Consider the following 22,124-nt stretch of genomic DNA (forward strand, 5'->3'; position numbering starts at 1 on the left):
GGGAACTCAAAAAGCATGCGCGTTGGAATCATTGGGCTGGGATTCCGCCTGGGTTATCTGGGCTATGTCTTCAAGGCGATCGACGAAAGTTTCGAGATTGCCGGATATGTCGATCCGGAACCGGCGGGCCTGCCCGGTTTGCTGGAACAGGGCATATCGGCCGGAAAGGCCTATGCGACACCTCAGGAGCTGATCGCCAACGAGAAGATCGACCTCTTGATGATCGGTTCGCCGAACCACATGCATCTCGATCACATCCGCATCGGCCTTGAGGCCGGTCTCAAGATTTTCTGCGAAAAGCCGATCGTCACATCAATCAAGGACAGCATCGAGCTTGCCCGCCTGATGGCAAAGTTTGGCCATGAGCGCCTGAATGTCGGCCTCGTCCTGCGTTACTCGCCAATGTACCGCGATCTGCTGGCCGCCCAGGCCGAAGGGAAACTCGGCAATGTCGTTTCCATCGAGGCGTCAGAGCATATCGAGCCCTATCACGGCGCCTTTTTCATGCGCGACTGGCGCCGCTACCAACATTATTCCGGTAGCTTCATGCTCGAGAAGTGCTGCCACGACCTCGATCTCTATAATGGCGTGGTCGGCGCAAGGCCGGAGAGGGTCGCAAGCTTCGGCGGCCGCAAGAGCTTTATTCCCGAAAACGACCCGGCTCGAGAAGGCATTAACGACCTCGAGCTTTTCCATCGCAAGCCGAGCGGCTGGATGGGATCGGACAAGGTGTTCGACAGCGACGGTGACATCATCGACTATCAGGTGGCGATCGTCGAATATGCCAACGGCGTCGGCATGAACTTCCACACCAATCTGAATGTGCCGGACCAGTTCCGCCGCTTTGCCATCATGGGCTCGCGCGGCATGGCCGAAGGCGACTTTATCCGTGGCTATTTCAATGTGCATGAGATGCTCACCGGCAAAAAGGTAATCGAAAATACCTACGCGGCCACGACGCTCTCCCAGCACTACGGTGCCGACGAGCAGATGGCCGCTGATATCATCGCGAACGCCAAAACGGGTCTGCATCTGCCGGTTTCGACCCAGAATGCGCTGGAGGCCGGCATTCTGGCACTGTCGATGGACGAAGCGCGCATGAAGAAGGCCGTCATCGATCTCCGACCGATCTGGGACGAGTTCGACGAAGCGCTTCATTCAAGAGCCGCCTAGGGAGGGGCGCAGGATGGGTGTTCAACGCAGCACGGTCATCTTCGCCTGGCTCCTGCTTTTTCCGGCTCTTCTCTACGTCATCGTCATCGTCGCCTATCCTTTGGTCGACACCGTTATCCTGTCCTTCACCGATGCGTCGCTGAAGAAGGTGACGAATTGGGTCGGTTTCGAGAACTATGCGAAGATCTTCAACGACACATTCGCAGGCGTCATCGTCCGCACCTTCATCTGGACGTTCTTCTCCGTGTCGATCAAGATGATCATCGGAACGCTGGGGGCGGCACTGCTGAACTCGGCCGTTCCGGGTCGCGCGCTCTTCCGCGTGCTGACCATGCCGCCCTGGATCGTGCCGATGGCGATCGGTATCTTCATGTGGGGCTGGATGTACAATGGCCAGTTCGGCATGATTTCGGGCCTGCTGCAGCGTTTCGGAATCGTCGACGGCCCGGTGGCGTTTCTCGCCTATGGCAGCTCGGCCTTCTGGGCGACGATCGTCACCGACGTCTGGATCGGCGTGCCGATGGTCACTCTTTATATGCTGGCGGCCATGCAGGCGATCCCACACGATCTCTATGAGGCCGCGTGGACGGACGGCGCTGGCCGTCTCTATCGCTTCCGCCGCATTACCCTGCCGCTGCTGGTGCCGTCCCTGGTCACCATGTCGATGCTGTCGCTGATCGCCACCTTCAATTCCTTCGACATCATCTGGATCTTGACGCGCGGCGGCCCGAACGGCGAGACGACGACGATGATCATCGACACCTATCGAACGGCGATCGGGTCCTACAAATATGGCGAGGGTGCGGCCCGCGCGGTGCTGATCTGCATCTTTCTGTCGATCTTCTGCCTTGCCTATTTCCGCCTGACCAGCCGCTTTTCCACGGGAGCCAAGCAGCGATGAGCCAGCCTTCGATGATCAATCGCTACAAGTGGTACGAGCTCATCGGCATCTACGCCGGCATCCTGCTCTTCCTGACCTTCGTGCTGGCACCCTTCGTCGAAGGGTTCCTGGTCTCGCTGAAGCCGCTCAGCCAGCTCTTCTCGTCGCCCTACCGCTTCATTCCCGAAAACGGTTCGTTTGCAGCCTATCGCACGATGTGGACCAGTGTTCCCGGCTTCGGCTGGTATATCTTTAACTCGTTCCTGATTTCCGGCGTGAGCACCATTATCGTGCTGATCCTCGTCGTGCCGGCAGCCTATGCTTTCGCGCGTTTCGAGTTCAGAGGCTCCGGCCTGCTGCTCGGGGCCTTCCTGGCGGTCAACATGTTCTCCGGCGCCGTGCTGCTGATCCCGCTGTTCCGGCTCATGCGCTCCTTCGGCGTGCTGAACACCTACTTTGCCATGATCATACCGGGTGTCGCTTTCCTTATTCCCTCAGGGATCTGGTTGCTGCGCACCTACATGATGCGCATTCCGAGGGAGCTCGACGAGGCGGCCTTTGTTGATGGTGCCAGCCATTTCTATACGCTGCGTCGCGTCATCCTGCCGATCGCCATGCCGGGCATCACCGTTGTCGCCATTACCACTTTCATCGGTTCCTACGCACAGCAATTCATCTATGCTCTTACCTTCAATTCGAAGACGGAATACATGCCGCTGCCGGTTGGGCTCTTTGCCTATTTCGGCCGGCAGGAGGTCGTCTGGAACGAACTCATGGCCGCAAGCTTCGTCGGCATCGCGCCGGCGCTGGTCGTGATCTTCTTCCTGCAACGGTATCTCGTCAGCGGTCTGACCGCCGGCGCGGTGAAGCAATAAAACAAATCAACCACCAGAGAGAACGGGAGCTTAAACGTGACATTCCATTTCAAGACGGGGCTTCTTGCCCTTGCTTTGCTCGGCTCCACCGCGCTTGGCGCCGTGACCGCGCACGCGGCCGACAAGGAGATCAGCTGGATCTATTGCGGTGACACCATCGATCCGATCCATGTCAAGTACATCAAGCAGTGGGAAGACAAGAACCCGGGCTGGGCCGTCAAGCCTGAGGTCGTCGGCTGGGAGCAGTGCCAGGACAAGGCCACGACGCTCGCCGCAGCCGGCACGCCGGTCGCCATGGCCTATGTCGGTTCGCGCACGCTGAAGCAGTTCGCCGACAACGATCTGATCGTTCCGATCCCGATGACGGACGACGAGAAGAAGGCCTATTATCCGGGCATCGTTAATACGGTAACGTTCGACGGAAAGCAGTGGGGCACGCCTATCGCCTTCTCGACCAAGGCACTCTACTGGAACAAGGACCTCTTCAAAAAGGCCGGTCTTGACCCTGAGAAGCCGCCGACCACCTGGGCCGAGGAAATCGCCGACGCCAAGCAGATCAAGGAAAAGACCGGTATCCCCGGCTACGGCCTGTCGGCCAAGACCTACGACAACACCATGCACCAGTTCCTGCACTGGGTTTACACCAACAACGGCAAGGTCATCGACGGCGACAAGATTGTTCTCGACAGCCCGGAAGTGCTGGCCGCCCTTCAGGCCTACAAGGACATTACGCCTTACTCGGTCGAAGGACCGACGGCTTACGAGCAGAACGAAATGCGCGCCATCTTCCTCGATGGCAAGGTCGGCATGATCCAGGCCGGCTCCGGCGCCGCCGCTCGCCTGAAGGAAACAAAGATCAGCTGGGGCGTAGCACCGCTGCCGCTCGGTCCTTCGGCCAAGGGTCAGGGCACGCTGCTCATCACCGACAGCCTTGCCGTCTTCAAAGGCAGCGGCGTCGAGGACAAGGCAGCCGAATTCGCCAAGTTCATCACGTCTCCGGGCCCGCAGGCGGAATACGAACTCCAGGGCGGCGCCGGCCTGACGCCGCTGCGCCCGTCGCCGCTGGTTGACGAGTTCGTCAAGAAGGACGCTTCCTGGAAGCCGTTCATCGATGGCATCGCCTACGGTGGTCCCGAGCCGCTCTTCAAGGACTATAAGGGCTTCCAGAACGTGATGATCTCCATGGTCCAGTCGGTTGTTACCGGTCAGGCCCAGCCGGCGGATGCCCTGAAGAAGGCCGCTGCCGATCTCGAGCAGTATAAATAAGCCTGCAAGTCACCGGGCCGCGCGCACCGCGCGCGGCCTTTGGAGCCCTGCCCGTCAAATGGCGGCGCCGCGCGGAGACAGAGTTTGGGAAAGCTGCACCTTAATCAGGTCAAAAAATTTTATGGTCACTTCGAGGTCATCAAGGGCGTTGAGCTCGACGTAAATGACGGTGAATTCATCGTCTTCGTCGGTCCGTCCGGCTGCGGCAAGTCCACCTTGCTGCGCATGATTGCAGGCCTCGACGAAGTGACCAGCGGCGACATCATGATCGATGGTGCTCGCGTCAACGATCTGCCGCCCGTCAAGCGCGGCATCGCAATGGTCTTCCAGTCCTATGCTCTCTATCCGCATATGTCTGTCTTCGAGAACATCGCCTTCCCCTTGCGGGTGGAGAAAATGCCGGAGGACAAGCTCAAGGCCAAGGTCGAGAATGCTGCCCGCATCCTGCATCTGGATCAGCGCCTGCAGCAGAAGCCGGGCCAGCTGTCTGGCGGCCAGCGGCAGCGCGTCGCCATCGGACGCGCGATCGTGCGCGAGCCGAAGATCTTCCTCTTTGACGAACCGCTGTCCAACCTCGACGCCGCCCTGCGCGCCGACATGCGCATTGAACTGGCGAAACTGCATCGTCAGTTGCAGGCGACCATGATCTACGTGACGCACGATCAGGTCGAGGCCATGACCATGGCCGACCGTATTGTGGTGCTGAACGCCGGCGAGATATCGCAGGTGGGCGCTCCGTTGGAGCTCTATCACAAGCCTGCCAATACCTTCGTCGCTCGCTTCATCGGCAATCCGAAGATGAACTTCTTGCCTGTCACCTGCACCAATGTCAGCGATGCGGGCGTGGAGGTTGATTACAAGGGGCAGAAGGCCCTGCTGCCTGTCACACCCCGCCCGGGCTTCGTCGGCAAGGCACTGACGCTCGGTATCCGGCCGGAACATGTCCAGCTTGGCGATGGTGACCTCACCCTGACCATCGTGCCGACCGTCGTCGAGCGTCTGGGCGCGCAAACCGTTGCCTATGCCACGACTGACGGGATCGACGAGAATTTCTGCGCGACGCTCGCGGGCAGTGCCGCCATGCGCATGGATGTGCCGCTCAAGACCAGCATCCGCATCGGCGATTGCCACCTCTTCGACGAGAGCGGCCAGGCTTTCGAGCGGCGGGTGGAGCTGACCGAAATCGATATGGACTTGCTGAACCAGGCCGCTTCCTGAGGGGAGGCGGCTACAGAAGCAACCATCCGCCCTCGTGGTTCGAGACGGCCCTTTGGGCCTCCTCACCATGAGGACTGATCATCTCGCCCAGCATAGCTCCTCCGCCCTTATCCTGAGCCCGTCGAAGGACGAGGGTGGCCCGGGAAGCAACCAAGAGGACGGATAGGCGATCGCCTACCAGACCAGCCCGCGCGCTGCCACGTCTTCGACCCGGGTGACAACGCCATCGCGATGAAACACCATCTGGTCGAAGAGGTTGGAGACGACGCAGGTGTGGTTCGGGATGATGCGGATCTTGTCGCCGATCTGCGGGCGCGGGCCGGCGCACTTCGACAGGTCGATGACGCCATGCTCCTCGGAAAGCCCCTTGATGACGGCATCGGGATAGCCGACCACCTGGCCGTAATCTGAAAAGCCGAGAAGATCCGAGGTCAAAGCCTTCGAGCCGGCATCGATGACGGCGCGATCTTCGGTCGGGCGCGAGACGACGGTGGCAAGGATATGCATGGCGCAATCCTCTTCGCCGCAATGGCCCGCACGCACCATGGAGCGGTCGTTATAGATGTAGGTGCCGGCGCGATGCTCGGTGGCTGCGGTGACGAGATGCGCTTCGAAGAGGCTCGGCGTGCCGCCATTGCTGACGATCGGGCATTCCGCGCCCTCGGCTTTCAGCAGCCTTACCGCTTCCGACAGGAATTCCTGCGTCGCCGCCGTACTATCCGGCTTCGGATAGGTCATCAGGCCGCCGAAAACGAGACCCGGCTTGCCGGCGATGTGTTTGCCAAGCTTTGCAGCGTCGCCAGGGGATTGCACGCCGCAGCGCGCCCCGCCTGTATCGCATTCCACCAGAACGGTCAGCGGCTTGCGGGCGGCGAACCAGCCGGCAAGGCCATCCACCGTCACGGCGCTGTCCGCCACGACCTTGAGGCCCGAAATCCGATCGTTCAGAGCGGAGAGACGCGCGAGCTTTTCCGGTGCGAGAATATTGAAGGTGATCAGAATATCCTCGAAGCCCGCATCGGCAAAGACCTCCGCCTCGGTGATCTTTTGGCAGTTGATGCCCTTGGCGCCGGCGGCGACCTGCGCGCGTGCCAATGCAGGGATTTTGTGCGTCTTGATATGTGGCCGAAAATTCACGCCGTGCGCGTCCATGTAGGACTGCACGCGGGCGATGTTCGCAGCCAACCGGTCCTCGTCGATGACCGGGCGCGGCGTGGAGAGGTTGTCGATCCGGTCGCCGGGCTTGGGGCTGATTTCCAAGGCGATGTCATGAGCGATGTTAGGGGCCATGTCAGGCGTCTTTCCGTTCTTCCGCAAAGGGGTCTGCCACCATCGGCCAGAGATCCTTTCGCGCGCGGCGATAGGGCGTGCGCGCCGGATTGTTGGGATAGGGCGTTCCCGCGGAGCAGTAAAGGATCTCCGAGGCGATCTTCGAGAAGGATGCGTAGAAATGATTGGTCGACTTGATGACGAGGATTTTCTTGGTTGTCGGATCGATGCCCATGACGGAGAACAGGCTCGGATCGAAGCTCTGGGCGCGTGTCGAATTCAGGATGATGTCGATGCCATCGAGCTGAATATGCGCGGCATCGCCGAAGGGTGCGAAGCTTTCGCCGAAGCGCATCTCCGCATTGCTGACGAGGCGGATGATCTTGACGAGGCCGTCGATGGGGTTGCCAGTGCCCGGCGCCGATTTCGCGCCGAAGCGCAAGAGGATTTCCGCGCCTTCGCCGGCCGCCATGCAGATCTGCACGGCCATCGGGTCCCAGATCGTGCCGATCGCCGTGTCGGTGCCGCCGCGATCAAGCAATTCCTGCAGGATGACCGTGGCGTCGCCGGCCGTGCCGCCGCCGGGATTGTCCCATAGATCGGCAATGACGACCGGGCCGGACGTCGCGGCCATGGCCTCACTCACGGCCTGCTTCTCGTCGATCTGCGGCATGATGAAGGTGCCGCGCTTGGAGAAGAGTTCGAGGCCGAGATCGCGGGCGACAGCAGAGCCCTTATCCGGCTTATTATCGGTGACGACGAGAAGTTTCGTGCCCATCTCAGGCACGTCGCCGGCCATGAAGCCATGAACAACCGAGATCGAGAGGATATCGGCGTCGCTCTTCTCCATCGCCATGATCTTGTCGACGAAGGAGCGCATCGGCTCGCGCGATGTCGGAAAGACATCGATCATGCGGCAGTCGAAGACGGACATGACCGGCTTGACCCGACCTTCCAGCGCGTCGATGGCGATGCGCCAGAGGTCCTCGGCGCGATCGACGAAATCAGTGTGCGGGAATTCCTTGAAATAGACGAAGAAATCCGCCGCCGCGAGACGTTTCCCGGTCAGATGGCTATGAGGGTCCAGCTCGGAGCAGACGAGGATATCAGGCCCGACGATGTCGCGGATGCGTGTGAGGAAATCGCCTTCGGTATCCTCGTAACCATCGGCAACCATGGCCCCGTGCAGGCCAAGCACGACGGCATCGACGGGCATCGCGGCCCGCAGCTGATCGAGAATCTCGTCGCGCAGTTCCTCATAAGTCCGGCGGTTCACCAGTCCGGCCGGATCGGCCCAGGTGGCAGTGCCCTCGATTACCTCCCAGCCTTTTTCCACCGCGATGCGGCGGCCGACGGTGATCGGCGCGGAACACAGCGTCGGCGTTTCCGGGTGCATGCCTGGCGGCGCATAGAGAGAGGCTTCGAAAGCGCGACGGTCGATGCAGATGGGGGAGAAGGTATTCGTCTCGGTCGCAAGGGCCGCGGTGAAAATGCGCAATGCTGTCGCCTCTATTCCATGGGGTTCGGCAGGTAACCGGTGAAGCCGCAGATCTTCCAGCGCCCTTCATGCAGGCGGCAATAATAAAGCGTCTGCCATTTCATCACGTCGATGCCGCCATCCGACTTCTTCAGGCTGCCGTCGAACTTCTTGCGCACCAGCGCCATATCGCCTTCGATCTCGATGTCTTCGAGCGTCGTCGTGGTGAAGATGGCGGTGCGCACATCTTCGGCGAAGGATTGCGTGGCGAAATCGCGTGCCTGGCGCAGCCACTCGTCGCGATAGGCCGACAGCGTCGGGAAGGCGAGGCGCCATTTGTCCGGGCTGACGTCACGCTTGCCGTCGATGCCAATGAAGCCCTCTTCGACGAAATCGCCCGCTACCATCGACCAGTCGGCAGCAAGAAAAGCATCGATATCGCGCGGAACGAGCATCTCCCAGATCGAATGCCTGGGGGTATCGCTGGCAGGGAAGGGATTCTTGAAAGGATCGCGCATGGTATTCGCCGTCATTTAAATTCTTTTCATAATTTGCGATTTTCACTGGTCAAATTCTGCTTTCTATGGTCATTTGTCAACGTATCAAGAAAATAATTTGCAGGAACCGCATGGTGGCCATCACATGTCAGGGTTCGGCGGAATGGGAACGAATGACAAGCCGCATCCGCCCGCAAGCCTGTTCACAGGCGCCGGCGGCGATGGTGAGGTTGAGATGGGTCGCGTCGCCTACTACGTGTCAAACGTTAGGAAAACAGCGACAAAGGGGGGGCTGATGGATATCTTCACGACCATGCAGGACGAGAGGGGCCGGCTTTCGCAATCGGAAATCCGCATCGCCGATATCGTCCTCAATGATTTCGAATTCGCAGTCAACGCCTCCATCATCGAGCTGGCCGGCAAGGCGGATGTCTCGCCGCCGACGGTGACGCGCTTCTGCCGCCGGCTCGGTTGCGAAAGCTTTTCCGATTTCAAGGTGCAGCTTGCGCGCACCGCCTATGTCGGCATGCGCTATCTGAAACCCGAGCCGAAGAGCATCGCGCCGGCCGATGTCGCCCAGGACATTATTACCAAGGCGCAGAATGCGCTCTTCCTGCTGCATCGCGGACTGGACGTCGCCGCCATCGAGCGCGCGGCAAACCGGCTTGCCGGCGCCGAGATGATCTATGCCTTCGGTTCCGGCGGCAATTCCTCGATGATCGCCACCGAGCTGCAGAACCGGCTGTTCCGGCTCGGCCTTCGCATTACCGCGAGCTCCGACCACAGCATGCAGCTGATGATGGCAGCTGCCGCCAAGCCGACGGATGTGCTGATCGGCTCATCCTTCTCCGGTCGCAACGCCGAACTGGTGCGCGCTTTCGCGCTGGCGCGCGAAGCCAAGGTGCCGACCATCGCCCTGACCCAGAGCGAAAGCCCGGTGGCCCGCGCTGCCGAGATCACGCTGCCCGTCGATCTGCCGGAGGGCGACAATATCTATCGGCCGACATCGACACGCATTGCCTATCTCGCCGTGGTGGACATTCTCGCCAGCCTGATCGCCTACCGCATCCAGCCGCAAGCCACGGTGACGCTGCGTCGCATCAAGCAGCAGCTTGTCACCCATCGCGACGGCGACGACCGCCAGCTGCTGGGGGACTAAAGCAATTCCAGGAAAAGTGCGAAGCGGTTTTCCGTCGGGAGCTGCAAGAGAAGCAACGATAATGAGCGGCGGACTTGCCGCTAGGGAACGTATTCAGAGGAAAATCACATGAGCAAATCTGTTGCCATCGTCACCGGGGCGGCCGGCGATATCGGCCGCGCCATCGCAAAGCGCCTGGCGGATGACCACGATATCATCCTGCTCGTCGATATCGACGAGGCGGCGGTGCGGAAGGCGGCAGAAGGGCTCGGCCCGGCGGAACGTTTCGCGTCGTTCAAGGCGGATATCACGAGCGACGCCGATGTTGCCGGCATGGCCAAGGCCGCATCGGGTTTGGGTGGGGTGAAGACGCTCGTCAACAACGCCGGTGCCGCCCGCGCCGTCAGCCTTCATGACACCACGCCCGCCATCTGGCGTGCCGACAATGCCCTCAATCTCGAGGCAGCCTTCCTGTGCTTCCGCGCCGTCGAGGATCAGCTGAAGGCGTCGAAGGGGTCGGTCATCAATATCGCCTCCGTCAACGGCATGGCCGTCTTCGGTCACCCCGCCTATAGCGCCGCCAAGGCCGGGCTTTTGCATTTCACCCGGCTGGTCGCGGTCGAATACGGCAAGTTCGGCATCCGCTCGAATGCGGTCGCGCCCGGCACCGTGCGTACCCAGGCCTGGGAAGTGCGCGCCGCCGCGAACCCGAATGTCTTCGAAGAAGCAAAGCGCTGGTATGCGCTGCAGCGCGTCGTCGATCCCGCCGATGTCGCCAATGCCGTGTCTTTCCTCGCAAGCCCGCTCGCCTCGGCCATTACGGGCGTCTGCCTGCCCGTCGACTGCGGCCTGACGGCCGGCCAGGCCGAGCTCGCCCACACTTTCTCGCAATCCGAACATTACTGACGCGCGCCGCCAAAAGGGGAACATCAGGCAACCGTCCGTCTCTTGCGGATTTTCGCCTTGTCCGTTTCTCACGCCGGGCCGATGGAGTTAGAGGACCCGGACGGTTGCCATGTCGGTCGGAAAGAAGCCCGCCCAGGCCATCACGGTCACGGCGGTGATAACAAGCAGGTACCACATGGCGAGATAATCCCCGACCAGGCGTCGATTGAGCGCGGCAAAGAGAAGAGCGACGCTGAAGGCCAGCCAGAGCAGATTGCAGACGTGGTCCATTTTGTTGTTCCCCTTATTCGTCTTGCCCTCCCAACCGCAAAAGTTAACGAGTTGGAGACGCAAGAGGTAGCGCGGTAGCGGGATGGAGGTTTGCACAGAGCGGGAAGCAGGGATGGGCCGATCGGCACCCAAGGCCTGGACGCCGGCATCAAGCCAGCCGAGGATTATCGCGCGCCATGCCGCACATCGAGCCTGGCCCGATGAAGCCTCAGGAAAATCTTAAGGGCATCCCCAGAGCGCGGGAACATCTCGCCATCGCTCCCGTTATCGCAAGATGGACGGGCTGAGGAGGCAGGGTCATGGAACACGGTGATTGGAACAATCCCGTCATAGTCGAGCTTGGCGGCGCGGGACACTTTGCGATCATTACCAACGCGTTGGATGCAGCAAACTGCATGAGCGAGGAATGGCCGGTAAATAGCGGGCCTGTGGTGGACGAGGCCGTGCTCGTGTGCCTCGACGCCGTTCTTGGCAAGGCTTCCGCCGAGGATTCGCGAAAAGCCTTCCTGGACGCAGCCCGCGAGGCGGGGCTCAGCGTCAGGCCGGACGCCGGAAGCCTTCACTAGAGCATTTCCGTTTTAAATGGAGTCACGGAAATCCTCTATCCTTTTGTCTTTACGCAGTTCCGGACGCAAAACCGCTTCGCACTTTTGCTGGAACTGCTCTAGATCGACATGGAACACATGGCGAGAGTGATGAAGTGGCCCCGGACATTCGGGCGGCGAACGCTCAGAACATCCAGAAGATCAGGCTGAGGATCACGATAACGGCGAGGATGAACCCCATCATCCTCCCGAGCCCTTCGTTGACGTTGCCATTGCCGACGATCAGATCGTACCAGTCGCTCTTGTGATCCATCGAAAATCCCTCGAGGTTTCCCTTATTAGGTCGATGTCTTCTTCGGCAGTCAATGATTTAAAGCTGACCTGGAGAACTTCGGCGTCCGTCATCGATCAGGCTGTCATCACCTGCCGCAGGCGGCATCGGGCAACCGTTGGAACCGAGATTGTGCGAGAAATGCCGAAGGCGCGGATTTCCACCCACCCGGCCTGTTTCAAGACAAGCTCACGTGAACTTCCGGCTAACCGGAAGCTGCATCACGTTTACTCGCTGAGTCTTGAAAATATTGAGAAATCAACGTTTCTCAAAATGGAATGGTGCCCAGAAGAGGACTCGAACCTCCACACCCTTTCGGGTACCAGCACCTGAAGCTGGCGCGTCTACCAATTCCGCCATCTGGGCGACGGAGAGCGATGTACGGGGGTGGCCGTCCGGTGTCAACAGGGTTTTTGAAGTTTTCGTGTCATTCGTGAAAAAAGCGGTTGAAGCCCGGGTCAGACCCGGGCTGCCGCCCATGCGCTGATCAGGCCAAGTCCCTGTTCCAGCAAGGCCTTTGCCTCGCTTTCGCTGGATGCTTCCACATAGCAGCGCATTTCCGGTGCATTTCCGGAGGGGCGGAAATGGATGATTCGGTTATCCACAAGCGTGACCCGCAGCCCGTCGATATCGCTCTTGGAAGCGACGGCAGCCACCGGCTTCAAGAAATCCGCAAGATTGGCGTCGGAGGCGCGCAGATAGGCCATCAGCGCCGCGCTGGTCTCCACGGGGAAATTCTCCAGGCGGTCGGCAGCGGCAAACGGCAGGTGGTAGCTGCCGGCAACCGACGAAAGCGGTTTCTTTGCCTTCACGGCGGCGTAAAGCGTCGCCAGGATCGGCAGGAAGCTGTCGCGCGTCGGCAGCGCGTCGAAGGGTTTTCCCGCGACGATGAAGCGGCTGGCCGTCAGCGTGCCGCCATTGGCTTCGAAACCCATGACATTGCCCCGGCCGGCGGCAATAGCCTCGTCCATGCCGGCGATCACATAGGGCGAGCCGACGCGGGTGCGGGTGACGGCATAGGAGCCGGCCGCCTCGATACCGGAATTGGAGGTGACCGGCGTGACCACCACGTCCGCCCCGAGGAAGTTTGCGGCGATGAGGCCGAGCAGATCGCCACGCAGCGGCTCGCCGGTTTCATCCGCGACCAGCGGCCGGTCACCATCGCCATCGGCCGAAACGATCGCGTCCAGCCCATGTTCCGGCGCCCAGCCTTTCATGAGGCGGATGGTCTCGGCCGAGACCGCTTCGGTATCCACCGGGATGAAGCTCTCGGAGCGGCCGAGCGGCACGACGCGGGCGCCGTAATGGGAAAGCACCTCGCCGAAGAGATCGCGCGCCACCGTGCTGTGCTGGTAGACACCGATGGCGAGGCCGACGAGGCTGCCTGATGGCAGCAGGCCCTTGTTGCGCTCCAGGAAGAGCGCCTCGGTCTGCGCCTTGCGGTCTTCCGCTTCGTCGGGCGTTTCGTCCAGAACCGAATCGTCGATCGCCAGGGCTTCCTCGCTGATCGCCACTTCGTCGCGCTTGTCGATTTCGCCGTCCGGCCGGTAGAATTTGATGCCGTTGCGGTCAGCGGGAATATGCGAGCCGGTAATCATCAGCGAGGCCGCTTTCAGCTGCAGGCCATAGAGCGCCAGCGCCGGCGTCGGCAAAGTGCCGCAGTCGATCGGCGTCAGGCCCGCCCGCTTCAGCGCACCGATGCAGGTGGCCGAAATGGCCGGGCTCGATTCGCGGAAATCCCGGCCGACGAGGATGAGATCGCCGGGTTTTGCGTGGCCGCTCTTCAGCAAATGGCGGGCAAAGGCCGTGGCATAAAGCGCGGATGCCCGTCCCGTAAGGTCCGCGGATAGGCCACGAAGGCCGCTGGTGCCGAATTTCAAGCTGCTCACGGGCAATCTCCCTTGCAATGATTGCGCTGTTATGGCGCAAGCGGTGGCGGCGATCAACTGATCGTGGGTCGATGCGTTCCGGTTGCGGCAACACTGGTTTTGCCACTGTCACGACCCCAAATAGGTTGAGAGGCGCAGCGGCCGCGGCACAGGTTCGTAGCGTCCGGAACAGGAGCTCGTCATGGCTGTTTTTCACAGGATCGCGCTAGGTTGCGCTCTCGCACTCGTCGCGCTGTCGCAGGCGGATTTCGCCACGGCCGCCTCGGACCCTCGAAAGGTCATCACTCCGCCGCGCACCGATTCCGTCATTTGCGATTCCCGCGGCTGCTTCGGCTTCGGCTCCCGGCAGTTCTACACCCGGCCCGGCCAGCCGCTTCCGATCACGCCGCCCTTCACGGGAGGGGTCAATCGGTTCGGGAATCCGCGCATCCAAACGCCGCCTCGCGAGACCTTTACGCCGCCGTCGCGGACCGTCTTCCCTTCGCCGGCCCAGCAGCTCAGGCGGCATCAGACCTGGTGCGCCGAACGTTACCGGACCTACAATCCCGGCACCAACAGCTACACCACGATCAACCGCGGCACCCAGCCCTGCCGGTCGCCCTTCGATTGATGTCTCGGCTGGCGGATCGAGGGACGGCTCAGCTTTCCAACGATGCGCGGTCCGTATGGCCGAGATCGCGCTCCGGGTCGATGATATCGCGCACCCGCTGCTTCAGTTCCTTCGGCCCGGGGAAGCCGCCGTCGCGCTTGCGCTCCCACAACAGTTCGCCATCGATGCGGATTTCGAAGACGCCGCCGGTGCCGGGGATCAGCGCCACTTCGCCGAGACTGTCCGTAAAGGTCTGCAGCAGCTCCTGTGCCATCCAGCCGGAGCGCAGCAGCCAGTTGCATTGCGTGCAATAGAGAATGGTGATCCGCGGCTTGTCGCTCATCGTCATGATCCTTTGTCGTTTGCTGACATCTAGGCATAGTCTTAGGCGGCCGCAAGCCAAAGCCATTCCAGGAAAAGCGCGAAGTGGTTTGGAAAGCTTAACCGCTCTGGCCTCTTGCCTGACCGGCCGCCCCGTGCTCATCTCTGGCGGGAATATCGCTCGGGAATCATCGGCATGCACGTCGCAATCATCGAGAACATGAAGAACACCCCGCTTGGCGCCCTCGGCATCGCGCTGGAGGAGGCTGGAGCAACGATCGACTGGGTCCGCGCCTGGGATGGCGAGGCCCTTCCCAAGGACACCTCAGCCTATGATGCGCTTGTGGTGCTCGGCGGCGAGCAGAATGCCCGTGATGATGAAACTCACCCCTACCTGCCGGAACTGGCGGGCCTGATGCGGCGCTTCGAGGGCGAAGACAAGTCCGTGCTTGGCATCTGCCTCGGCAGCCAGATCCTGGCGCGAGCCTATGAGGCGGACAATCTGATCGGCACCGCCCATGAATTCGGCTGGAAGACGGTCGGCCTGACAAATGAGGGCAGGAAAGACGCGCTGCTCGCCGATGTCGGCGACGAATTCACCATCTTCGAATGGCATGGCGACACCTTTACCCTACCAGCCGGTGCCGTACGCCTTGCGGCAAACGGTGTCACGCCGAACCAGGCCTTCCGCATCGGCCGCGCCACCTACGGCACGCAGTTCCACTTCGAGGCCAACGCCGCCGTGGTCGATCGCTGGCGCAGCGAATTCAAGGAAACGATCGAGCGCAAGGAACCCGGCTGGTTGGAAAGCTATCCGGAGCTGCTCGCCAAACACGCGGCGGCGGCGGAGACCGCAGGGCTCGCCATCGCCAGGGCCTGGGTGCGGACGATTGGCGCCCGAACGGAGTCTCTGCAAGTCGCGGAGGCTTGAGGATCGCCAGGGGCTCTCGTCCATTGCAGGGCCGCTGCTTCCGATAGCGACATGCTACACGTCGATAATCTACGAAATAGGAGGAAATCATCATGAGCACGCTGGAACTACCGAGCGAGGGCGGTTGCCGCTGTGGGCAGGTGCGATTGAAGATCAGCGCCAAGCCGCTGCTGACCATGGCCTGCCATTGCACCGGCTGCCAGCGTATGACGGCAGGCCCCTATTCGCTGAGCGCCGCCATCCCGACTCAGGGCTTCGAGGTCACCGCAGGCGAGCCCGTGATCGGCGGCTTGCACGGCGCCGCCATCCATCACTATTTCTGCCCGCATTGCATGAGCTGGCTGTTCACGAAGCTGGATGGCGTCGACTGGTTCGTCAATGTACGTGCCACCATGCTTGATGATACGGGCTGGTTCACGCCCTTCGTCGAGACCTGGACGAGCGAAAAGCTGCCCTGGGTGACGACGCCGGCCAAGCACAGCTACGCCGCGCTGCCGGCGATGGAAGATTATGAGGGCTTGATCGGGGAGTATATGGGGCAAGGGTGAGGCTGAGCCTCACTCATCCCCCATCTTCAGTGCCGCAATGAACGCTTCCTGCGGGATTTCGACCTTGCCGAACTGCCGCATGCGCTTCTTGCCTTCCTTCTGCTTGTCGAGCAGCTTGCGCTTGCGGCTGGCGTCGCCGCCGTAGCACTTGGCGGTCACGTCCTTGCGCAGCGCCTTCACCGTTTCGCGGGCGATGATGCGGCCGCCGATGGCGGCCTGGATCGGGATCTGGAACATGTGCTGCGGGATCAGGTCCTTCAGCTTCTCGCACATGACGCGGCCGCGCTTTTCGGCGGCGGAGCGATGCACGAGCATGGACAGCGCATCCACCGGCTCGGCATTGACGAGGATCGACATCTTGACGAGATCGCTCTCGCGATAGTCGGTCAGGCTGTAGTCGAAGGAGGCATAGCCCTTGGAGATTGACTTCAGACGGTCGTAGAAGTCGAAGACGACTTCGTTGAGCGGCAGGTCGTAGGTGATCATGGCGCGGTTGCCGACATAGGTCAGCTCGGTCTGGACGCCGCGGCGGTCCTGGCAGAGCTTCAGGATCGAGCCGAGATAATCGTCCGGCGTCAGGATCGTCGCCTTGATCCACGGCTCGCGGAATTCGGAAATCTTGACGACATCGGGCATGTCGGCCGGGTTGTGCAGCTCGATCTCGGTGCCGTCGGTCATGGTGAGCTGATAGACGACGGAAGGGGCCGTCGCGATCAGGTCGAGGTTGAATTCGCGCTCCAGGCGCTCCTGGATGATTTCCAGGTGCAGAAGGCCGAGGAAGCCGCAGCGGAAACCGAAACCGAGAGCGGCCGAGGATTCCATTTCGAAGGAGAAGCTGGCGTCGTTGAGGCGCAGCTTGCCCATGGCCGAGCGAAGGTCCTCGAAATCGGCGGCATCGACCGGGAAGAGGCCGCAGAACACCACGGGCTGCGCCGGCTTGAAGCCAGGCAGGGCCTGGGCGGTCGGACGCTTGTCCTCGGTGATGGTATCGCCGACGCGGGTATCGGCCACTTCCTTGATCGAGGCGGTAATGAAGCCGATCTCGCCGGGACCGAGACTGTCGACGGCGACCATCTTCGGCGTGAGAACGCCGACGCGCTCGATCTGGTATTTCGCGTCGGTGCCCATCATGCGGATGGTCTGGCCCTTGGTCAGCGTGCCGTCGATGATGCGCACGAGGACCATGACGCCGAGATAGGTGTCGTACCAGCTGTCGACCAGCAGCGCCTTCAAGGGCGCCTTTTCGCCGCCTGCGCTCTTCGGCGCCGGCAGCTTGTGAACGATGGCTTCCAGAACGTCGGGAATGCCGAGGCCGGTCTTCGCCGAAATCAGTACGGCGTCCGACGCATCGATGCCGATCACTTCCTCGATCTGGTCCTTGATGCGGTCGGGCTCGGCCGCCGGCAGGTCGATCTTGTTAAGCACGGTGACGAGCTCGTGATTGTTGTCGATCGCCTGATAGACATTGGCGAGAGTCTGCGCTTCCACGCCCTGCGACGCGTCGACAACCAGCAGCGAACCCTCGCAGGCCGACAGCGAGCGCGAGACTTCGTAGGCGAAGTCGACGTGGCCGGGCGTGTCGATCAGGTTGAGGATATAGGTCTCGCCATTATTGGCCTTGTAGTGCAGGCGCACCGTCTGGGCCTTGATGGTGATGCCGCGCTCGCGCTCGATCTCCATATTGTCGAGCACCTGCTCCGACATCTCGCGTTCGGCAAGGCCGCCCGTCGTCTGGATCAGGCGGTCGGCCAGCGTCGATTTGCCGTGGTCGATATGGGCCACGATCGAGAAGTTGCGGATGTGCGAAAGCGGAGTGGTGGAATTGGTGCTCATGCGCGCCATATAGCAGCGCCGCCCCGCGCCGCAAAGCGGAAAAGCAGGGGTTTGGCGGCTATCTTCACGTTATGTTAGCCTTTTCCGGCCGCTGTCGCTCAGCATCGAAGCGCACTTGATTCCATCATGAGATCGTGTATTTCTCATATAGTGGAATTACAAAGCGCGAGACATGGACGATGGCGGATGATGATCTGGAACTGGCGATCGGCGTCCGCATCAAGGAGCTGCGTATCGCCCGCGGCCTGACGCTGGATGAGCTCGCCAATGCCTCGGCGGTCAGCCGCGCCATGATCTCGCGCATCGAGCGGGCGGAGGCGAGCCCGACGGCCTCGCTGCTGTCGCGGCTCTGCGCGGCGCTCGGCCTTTCGCTTTCGGCCTTCTTTGCCGAGGAGGAGGAGGAGGTGTCGCCGCTTGCCCGCCGCGAGCAGCAGGCGATCTGGCGCGATCCGGGAACCGGCTATGTCAGGCGTGCCGTCTCACCGCCGGGCACGGGTTCGAAGGTCGATGTCGTCGAAGTTATCTTCCCTCCCGGTGCACGCGTCATCTTCCCGCCGAATACGGCCAGCGCCGATATGACCCAGCATGTCTGGCTGTTCGAGGGCGAGATGGAAGTGACGCATCGCGACGTCGTCCATTGCCTGATGCCGGGCGATTGCCTGTTCATGGGCGTCGGCGACGGCCACGCCTTCCATAATCCCAGCGAGGGTCCGGCGCGCTACAGCGTCATCCTCGATCGCGGCCGTTCGTAGCTACCCAAGGACCTCTTCATGACCGATATTCGTCTTCTCTCCGCCGCCGAGGCTCGTGATAGGCTCACGGATCTCTGCGACGTACTTGCCGATTGCGTCAATGGCGGCGCCTCCGTCGGCTTCATGCAGCCTTACGGAACGGCTGATGCCTTGCCCTACTGGCAAGGTGTCGCAGATGGCGTCGAGAGCGGCGGGACATTGCTTCTCGTCGCTGAGATCGAGGGCAGGGTCGTCGGAACGGTGCAGGTCGGCGCCGCACAGATGCCGAACCAGCCGCATCGCGGCGATCTGAAGAAATTGCTGGTGCATCGTTCCGCCCGCGGCAAGGGTCTTGCCCGTCTGTTGATGGAAGCTGCGGAGCGCGAGGCGGCCCGCCTCGGCAAGAGCTTGCTGGTGCTCGATACGGCAACCGGCAGTGAAGCCGAGGCGATCTATCCACGTCTCGGCTGGCAACGCGTCGGCGTCATCCCGGATTATGCCCTGTGGCCGGAAGGCGGACTTTGCGACACGACCATTTTCTACAAGCGCATCGCAATCTGAAAATGACCGCTTAGGCAGAGAAGGCGGCAATGGCATCCTGCAACTTGGAGCCCGATGTCCATTGCATCGCCTTCCAGCCGAATTGCCGCGCGGCCTCGATATTGGCCTCGACGTCATCGATGAAGCCGATCTGGCCGGCGGGAAGCTCGACCCGTTCGGTCGCCAGCCGGAAGAATTCGGCTGATGGCTTCTGATGGCCGAGCGCGGCGGAATAGAAAATGCCGTCGAAACGTGAGGAGAGCCCGAGTTGGTCCATCAGATAGGCGGCGCGCATGCGCTCCTGGTTGGTCGCGAGGAACATTCTCGTTCCCCCGGCACGCAATGCGGCGAGCTCTTCGAGCAGGCCGTGTTCGAGGCGGGAGTCGTTTTCGAACCAGTAGTCGATCAGCGTTCGGGCACTGAGATGGGGAGCGACCCTGCCGAGAACCTCCGCTAGCCTCGGCTCCAGCGCATCACGGCCGGTGACGATATCGACCCAACAGGTTTTGAAGAACGCTTGTTGAAGCACTTCCAGCTTTAGCCCGAGATCGCGCTCCAGATAGGTGAAAAGCGGCAGCCCGTCGCTCGGGCGGCCATGCACCAGAACGCCGTCGACATCGACCATCAGGATTTTCATGCTGCTGCCCTCGCTTCATCCAATGCAGGCGGAAGGTGCAGTCGTTTGCGATGACCTTCAAGACCGCCCCGTGCTCTTTTTTCTCAGGCGCGATCCATGTAAGCCTTGCGTCGACGGGATAACGGAGGAGGCAGACATGCGCGTCATCTATTCGGAAGATCACAAGCTCAGGGATGCGAAGACCGAGCTGCATGATGGCCAGCTCGTCACGCCCTTTGAAGCGCCCTTCCGCGCCGAATGGATTCTGGCTGCCGTCAAGGAGGCTGGTCTTACCGATGTCGTTGCGCCTGATGCCCATGGGTTGGAGACGGCGCGCAAGGTGCATGATCCGGCCTATCTCGATTTTCTGGGTGTGGTCTGGGAGCGCTGGGTCGCCGCCGGCTACACGGGCGAGGCGATCTCGAATTCCTTTCCTGTCAGGCGCACCAGCCAGCGCATACCGGAAAACATCGTCGGTTTGATCGGCCACTATGCCAATGCCGCCGACACCTCAATCACCAAAGGCACCTACGAGGCAGCACTCGCCTCGATGCGCTGCGCCATGACCGGTGCCGATTGGCTGAACGCCGGCCATCGTTTCGCCTTCGCGCTCTGCCGCCCGCCCGGTCATCATGCCGGCTACGATCTCTTCGGCGGCTATTGCTTCATCAACAATGCCGGCGTTGCCGCGCAGCGCCTGCGCGATCACGGCGCGGCCAGGGTTGCCGTGCTCGATGTCGATTTCCATCACGGCAACGGCACGCAGGACATATTCTACCGGCGCGGCGATGTCTTCACCGCTTCGCTGCATGGCGATCCGATCCATGCCTTTCCTTATTTCCTCGGCCATGCCGATGAGGAAGGTGAGGGTGATGGCATCGGCACAAACCGCAACTACCCCATGCAGCGCGGCACGCCCTGGGAGGTCTGGTCGGCGGCACTCGACGACGCGCTTGCCCGCATCAAGGCGTTCGGTGCGGAGGCGATCGTCCTCTCGCTCGGCGTCGATACGTTCGAGCGCGATCCCATTTCCTTCTTCAAACTGGCGTCACAAGATTTCATCCGCATGGGCGAGCGTGTTGCGGCTGCCGGTCTGCCCGTCCTCGTCTGTATGGAGGGCGGTTACGGCGTTCCCGAGATCGGCCTCAACGTCGCCAATGTGCTGAAGGGCCTTGAAGCCTGAGAAGCGCTTGTATCAAGGCCCCTGATCGCAGGATGAAAAGTTTGAATTTGCCAGCATCTGGCCAGAGCTCTAAAAAACCCGCGAAACGGGGGAGGTCATGGACCAGAAACTGATCGAGAGTGGCACGGATGGCGGCGCGGCGCTGATGCCGCATCCGGATGTCGCGCCGTCTTCGGGCGGCATTGCCGCCGGCGTGCTCATGTGCGTCATGTCGATGTCGTCAATCCAGTTCGGCTCGGCCCTGTCGGCTCCGATCATCAATGCCTATGGGCCTGCGGGCGCCACATGGCTGCGCCTCGTCTTCGCCTCCATCGCCTTGGCGCTAGTCGTCCGTCCGAAGATCTTCAGCTACAACCGCTCGCAATGGCTCGGCGTGCTGGCGCTCGGCACCGTCTCTGCGTTGATGACGACCTCCTTCTTTTCGGCGATCGCGCGCATTCCCCTGGGCCTTGCCGTCGCTATCGAATTTCTCGGACCTTTGCTGGTCGCGACCCTCGGCTTCGGCCTGAGCCGCCAGCTTCTATGGCCGATCTTTGCCGCGATCGGCGTCCTGCTCTTGGCTTATGATGGCGAGGAATGGGTCGGCAATATGCCGGGCATCCTCTTTGCCATCGGCGCCGGGGCAGGGTGGGCCTGCTACATTCTGCTGACGAAGAAGGTCGGCAATGCCTTTCAGGGGCTCGAAGGCCTTTCCATGTCGCTGCTGGTCGCGGCGGTCGTTTCGACGCCCTTCGGCTTTGTCTCCGCCGCTCCGCATCTGACGGGTTACGGCCTCCTCGAAATTGCCGGCCTGGCGCTGCTTGTGCCGCTGCTTCCCTATGTTCTGGAAATGGTGGCGCTCAGGCGGATGCCGACGTCGTCCTTCGGCATCCTCATGAGCCTCGAGCCCGCCATCGGCGCCTTTGCCGGCTTCATCATCCTGTCGCAGCCGATGACGCCCTCGCAGATGTTCGGCACGGCGCTCGTCGTTTCCGCCAGCATCGGGGCTACGATTTTTGCGGCAAAAGGCTGATTTGTCGGTCGGATCGCTGGGGTTCGAGCGTGCCGAGCCTCTGGGACCCCCCTCAGTCACTTCGTGACAAAGGGGGGTAACCGCTC

Annotated in this window: 24 protein-coding genes and 1 tRNA gene; 15 read left to right on the top strand and 10 right to left on the bottom strand. The window is 61.5% G+C overall.

The features are described 5' to 3' along the window. Window positions 1-15 precede the first annotated feature (15 nt). The 5 genes from ACIQWP_RS08680 to ACIQWP_RS08700 all read left to right on the top strand — a co-directional run bounded on the left by ACIQWP_RS08680 (window position 16) and on the right by ACIQWP_RS08700 (window position 5,412). Window positions 16-1,173: a Gfo/Idh/MocA family protein gene (locus ACIQWP_RS08680; protein WP_402784838.1), complete on the top strand. Its 1,158-nt coding sequence runs from the start codon at window positions 16-18 to the stop codon at window positions 1,171-1,173. Window positions 1,174-1,186: 13 nt separating this feature from the next. Beyond that, the gene (locus ACIQWP_RS08685; protein WP_402784841.1) at window positions 1,187-2,074 is read left to right on the top strand and encodes a carbohydrate ABC transporter permease; all 888 of its coding nucleotides are present in this window, start codon (window positions 1,187-1,189) and stop codon (window positions 2,072-2,074) included. Further along, window positions 2,071-2,928: a carbohydrate ABC transporter permease gene (locus ACIQWP_RS08690; RefSeq protein ID WP_402784844.1), complete on the top strand. Its 858-nt coding sequence runs from the start codon at window positions 2,071-2,073 to the stop codon at window positions 2,926-2,928. The genes ACIQWP_RS08685 and ACIQWP_RS08690 overlap by 4 nt, the downstream gene beginning before the upstream one ends. A gap of 36 nt (window positions 2,929-2,964) precedes the next feature. Beyond that, complete coding sequence (locus ACIQWP_RS08695) at window positions 2,965-4,194, top strand: ABC transporter substrate-binding protein (RefSeq protein ID WP_402784847.1); 1,230 nt, start codon at window positions 2,965-2,967, stop codon at window positions 4,192-4,194. 84 nt (window positions 4,195-4,278) lie between these two features. After that, window positions 4,279-5,412, top strand: a complete 1,134-nt coding sequence (locus ACIQWP_RS08700; RefSeq protein WP_402784850.1) for an ABC transporter ATP-binding protein — start codon at window positions 4,279-4,281, stop codon at window positions 5,410-5,412. A 174-nt stretch (window positions 5,413-5,586) separates the two neighbouring features. On the opposite strand, the gene ACIQWP_RS08705 is transcribed toward ACIQWP_RS08700, so the two are convergent. From ACIQWP_RS08705 to ACIQWP_RS08715, 3 genes are read right to left on the bottom strand one after another with little or no spacing between them, the layout of a single operon-like run. Beyond that, window positions 5,587-6,702, bottom strand: coding sequence for a D-TA family PLP-dependent enzyme (locus ACIQWP_RS08705; protein ID WP_402784853.1), 1,116 nt, complete (start codon window positions 6,700-6,702; stop codon window positions 5,587-5,589). A gap of 1 nt (window position 6,703) precedes the next feature. Next, entirely contained in the window at window positions 6,704-8,179 is a 1,476-nt protein-coding gene (locus ACIQWP_RS08710) for a M81 family metallopeptidase (RefSeq protein WP_402784856.1), read from the bottom strand. 11 nt (window positions 8,180-8,190) lie between these two features. Next, window positions 8,191-8,676, bottom strand: a complete 486-nt coding sequence (locus ACIQWP_RS08715) for a hypothetical protein (protein ID WP_402786082.1) — start codon at window positions 8,674-8,676, stop codon at window positions 8,191-8,193. Window positions 8,677-8,950: 274 nt separating this feature from the next. On the opposite strand from ACIQWP_RS08715, the gene ACIQWP_RS08720 reads away from it, so the two are divergent. Both ACIQWP_RS08720 and ACIQWP_RS08725 read left to right on the top strand, forming a co-directional pair. Beyond that, window positions 8,951-9,814: a MurR/RpiR family transcriptional regulator gene (locus ACIQWP_RS08720; protein ID WP_174176042.1), complete on the top strand. Its 864-nt coding sequence runs from the start codon at window positions 8,951-8,953 to the stop codon at window positions 9,812-9,814. Between the two features lie 108 nt (window positions 9,815-9,922). Further along, window positions 9,923-10,699, top strand: a complete 777-nt coding sequence (locus ACIQWP_RS08725) for an SDR family oxidoreductase (RefSeq protein ID WP_402784859.1) — start codon at window positions 9,923-9,925, stop codon at window positions 10,697-10,699. Window positions 10,700-10,786: 87 nt separating this feature from the next. Here ACIQWP_RS08725 and ACIQWP_RS08730 read toward each other — a convergent pair whose 3' ends face one another. Next, window positions 10,787-10,969 carry a hypothetical protein gene (locus tag ACIQWP_RS08730; RefSeq protein ID WP_402784862.1) on the bottom strand — a complete coding sequence of 61 codons (183 nt, stop codon included), beginning with the start codon at window positions 10,967-10,969 and terminating at the stop codon, window positions 10,787-10,789. A gap of 299 nt (window positions 10,970-11,268) precedes the next feature. Here ACIQWP_RS08730 and ACIQWP_RS08735 point away from each other — a divergent pair, with 299 nt between their 5' ends. Further along, complete coding sequence (locus ACIQWP_RS08735; RefSeq protein ID WP_402784865.1) at window positions 11,269-11,535, top strand: DUF982 domain-containing protein; 267 nt, start codon at window positions 11,269-11,271, stop codon at window positions 11,533-11,535. 163 nt (window positions 11,536-11,698) lie between these two features. Here the strand turns inward: ACIQWP_RS08735 and ACIQWP_RS08740 are convergent, their stop codons facing one another. The 3 genes from ACIQWP_RS08740 to ACIQWP_RS08750 form a co-directional block, all read right to left on the bottom strand. Then, the gene (locus tag ACIQWP_RS08740; protein ID WP_402784868.1) at window positions 11,699-11,827 is read right to left on the bottom strand and encodes a hypothetical protein; all 129 of its coding nucleotides are present in this window, start codon (window positions 11,825-11,827) and stop codon (window positions 11,699-11,701) included. Between the two features lie 297 nt (window positions 11,828-12,124). Next, a tRNA-Leu gene (locus tag ACIQWP_RS08745) sits at window positions 12,125-12,211 on the bottom strand. A gap of 92 nt (window positions 12,212-12,303) precedes the next feature. Beyond that, window positions 12,304-13,725, bottom strand: a complete 1,422-nt coding sequence (locus ACIQWP_RS08750; RefSeq protein WP_402786085.1) for a phosphomannomutase — start codon at window positions 13,723-13,725, stop codon at window positions 12,304-12,306. Between the two features lie 190 nt (window positions 13,726-13,915). On the opposite strand from ACIQWP_RS08750, the gene ACIQWP_RS08755 reads away from it, so the two are divergent. Further along, the gene (locus ACIQWP_RS08755; protein ID WP_402784871.1) at window positions 13,916-14,344 is read left to right on the top strand and encodes a BA14K family protein; all 429 of its coding nucleotides are present in this window, start codon (window positions 13,916-13,918) and stop codon (window positions 14,342-14,344) included. A gap of 28 nt (window positions 14,345-14,372) precedes the next feature. Here the strand turns inward: ACIQWP_RS08755 and ACIQWP_RS08760 are convergent, their stop codons facing one another. Next, on the bottom strand, window positions 14,373-14,666 hold the full coding sequence (locus tag ACIQWP_RS08760) for a SelT/SelW/SelH family protein (RefSeq protein WP_004108029.1): 294 nt from the start codon (window positions 14,664-14,666) through the stop codon (window positions 14,373-14,375). Window positions 14,667-14,840: 174 nt separating this feature from the next. Between ACIQWP_RS08760 and ACIQWP_RS08765 the strand changes: the two genes are divergently transcribed. Beyond that, window positions 14,841-15,575, top strand: a complete 735-nt coding sequence (locus ACIQWP_RS08765; RefSeq protein ID WP_402784876.1) for a type 1 glutamine amidotransferase — start codon at window positions 14,841-14,843, stop codon at window positions 15,573-15,575. Between the two features lie 92 nt (window positions 15,576-15,667). Then, window positions 15,668-16,123, top strand: coding sequence for a GFA family protein (locus tag ACIQWP_RS08770; protein WP_402784880.1), 456 nt, complete (start codon window positions 15,668-15,670; stop codon window positions 16,121-16,123). A gap of 9 nt (window positions 16,124-16,132) precedes the next feature. On the opposite strand, the gene lepA is transcribed toward ACIQWP_RS08770, so the two are convergent. Continuing rightward, window positions 16,133-17,965, bottom strand: a complete 1,833-nt coding sequence (lepA, locus tag ACIQWP_RS08775; protein ID WP_402784883.1) for a translation elongation factor 4 — start codon at window positions 17,963-17,965, stop codon at window positions 16,133-16,135. 170 nt (window positions 17,966-18,135) lie between these two features. Between lepA and ACIQWP_RS08780 the strand changes: the two genes are divergently transcribed. Both ACIQWP_RS08780 and ACIQWP_RS08785 read left to right on the top strand, forming a co-directional pair. Beyond that, window positions 18,136-18,708: a helix-turn-helix domain-containing protein gene (locus ACIQWP_RS08780; protein WP_402784886.1), complete on the top strand. Its 573-nt coding sequence runs from the start codon at window positions 18,136-18,138 to the stop codon at window positions 18,706-18,708. A gap of 18 nt (window positions 18,709-18,726) precedes the next feature. Beyond that, the gene (locus ACIQWP_RS08785) at window positions 18,727-19,248 is read left to right on the top strand and encodes a GNAT family N-acetyltransferase (protein WP_402784889.1); all 522 of its coding nucleotides are present in this window, start codon (window positions 18,727-18,729) and stop codon (window positions 19,246-19,248) included. A 10-nt stretch (window positions 19,249-19,258) separates the two neighbouring features. Here ACIQWP_RS08785 and ACIQWP_RS08790 read toward each other — a convergent pair whose 3' ends face one another. Next, window positions 19,259-19,864: an HAD family hydrolase gene (locus ACIQWP_RS08790; protein WP_402784892.1), complete on the bottom strand. Its 606-nt coding sequence runs from the start codon at window positions 19,862-19,864 to the stop codon at window positions 19,259-19,261. A gap of 136 nt (window positions 19,865-20,000) precedes the next feature. Between ACIQWP_RS08790 and ACIQWP_RS08795 the strand changes: the two genes are divergently transcribed. Next, entirely contained in the window at window positions 20,001-21,026 is a 1,026-nt protein-coding gene (locus ACIQWP_RS08795; RefSeq protein ID WP_402784895.1) for a histone deacetylase family protein, read from the top strand. A gap of 97 nt (window positions 21,027-21,123) precedes the next feature. After that, window positions 21,124-22,038, top strand: a complete 915-nt coding sequence (locus ACIQWP_RS08800) for an EamA family transporter (protein ID WP_402784898.1) — start codon at window positions 21,124-21,126, stop codon at window positions 22,036-22,038. Window positions 22,039-22,124 lie beyond the last annotated feature (86 nt).

This window comes from Rhizobium sp. NPDC090279, assembly GCF_044769665.1.
In the GTDB taxonomy this organism is placed as follows: Bacteria; Pseudomonadota; Alphaproteobacteria; order Rhizobiales; family Rhizobiaceae; genus Rhizobium.

Excerpts from the sequence above, each read along its gene's own strand:
- ACIQWP_RS08680 (WP_402784838.1), top strand. The coding sequence starts at position 16 with ATGCGCGTTGGAATCATTGGGCTGGGATTCCGCCTGGGTTATCTGGGC.
- ACIQWP_RS08685 (WP_402784841.1), top strand. The coding sequence starts at position 1,187 with ATGGGTGTTCAACGCAGCACGGTCATCTTCGCCTGGCTCCTGCTTTTT.
- ACIQWP_RS08690 (WP_402784844.1), top strand. The coding sequence starts at position 2,071 with ATGAGCCAGCCTTCGATGATCAATCGCTACAAGTGGTACGAGCTCATC.
- ACIQWP_RS08705 (WP_402784853.1), bottom strand. The coding sequence starts at position 6,702 with ATGGCCCCTAACATCGCTCATGACATCGCCTTGGAAATCAGCCCCAAG.
- ACIQWP_RS08715 (WP_402786082.1), bottom strand. The coding sequence starts at position 8,676 with ATGCGCGATCCTTTCAAGAATCCCTTCCCTGCCAGCGATACCCCCAGG.
- ACIQWP_RS08720 (WP_174176042.1), top strand. The coding sequence starts at position 8,951 with ATGGATATCTTCACGACCATGCAGGACGAGAGGGGCCGGCTTTCGCAA.
- ACIQWP_RS08725 (WP_402784859.1), top strand. The coding sequence starts at position 9,923 with ATGAGCAAATCTGTTGCCATCGTCACCGGGGCGGCCGGCGATATCGGC.
- ACIQWP_RS08730 (WP_402784862.1), bottom strand. The coding sequence starts at position 10,969 with ATGGACCACGTCTGCAATCTGCTCTGGCTGGCCTTCAGCGTCGCTCTT.
- ACIQWP_RS08735 (WP_402784865.1), top strand. The coding sequence starts at position 11,269 with ATGGAACACGGTGATTGGAACAATCCCGTCATAGTCGAGCTTGGCGGC.
- ACIQWP_RS08740 (WP_402784868.1), bottom strand. The coding sequence starts at position 11,827 with ATGGATCACAAGAGCGACTGGTACGATCTGATCGTCGGCAATGGCAAC.
- ACIQWP_RS08755 (WP_402784871.1), top strand. The coding sequence starts at position 13,916 with ATGGCTGTTTTTCACAGGATCGCGCTAGGTTGCGCTCTCGCACTCGTC.
- ACIQWP_RS08760 (WP_004108029.1), bottom strand. The coding sequence starts at position 14,666 with ATGAGCGACAAGCCGCGGATCACCATTCTCTATTGCACGCAATGCAAC.
- ACIQWP_RS08765 (WP_402784876.1), top strand. The coding sequence starts at position 14,841 with ATGCACGTCGCAATCATCGAGAACATGAAGAACACCCCGCTTGGCGCC.
- ACIQWP_RS08770 (WP_402784880.1), top strand. The coding sequence starts at position 15,668 with ATGAGCACGCTGGAACTACCGAGCGAGGGCGGTTGCCGCTGTGGGCAG.
- lepA (WP_402784883.1), bottom strand. The coding sequence starts at position 17,965 with ATGGCGCGCATGAGCACCAATTCCACCACTCCGCTTTCGCACATCCGC.
- ACIQWP_RS08780 (WP_402784886.1), top strand. The coding sequence starts at position 18,136 with ATGGCGGATGATGATCTGGAACTGGCGATCGGCGTCCGCATCAAGGAG.
- ACIQWP_RS08785 (WP_402784889.1), top strand. The coding sequence starts at position 18,727 with ATGACCGATATTCGTCTTCTCTCCGCCGCCGAGGCTCGTGATAGGCTC.
- ACIQWP_RS08790 (WP_402784892.1), bottom strand. The coding sequence starts at position 19,864 with ATGAAAATCCTGATGGTCGATGTCGACGGCGTTCTGGTGCATGGCCGC.
- ACIQWP_RS08795 (WP_402784895.1), top strand. The coding sequence starts at position 20,001 with ATGCGCGTCATCTATTCGGAAGATCACAAGCTCAGGGATGCGAAGACC.
- ACIQWP_RS08800 (WP_402784898.1), top strand. The coding sequence starts at position 21,124 with ATGGACCAGAAACTGATCGAGAGTGGCACGGATGGCGGCGCGGCGCTG.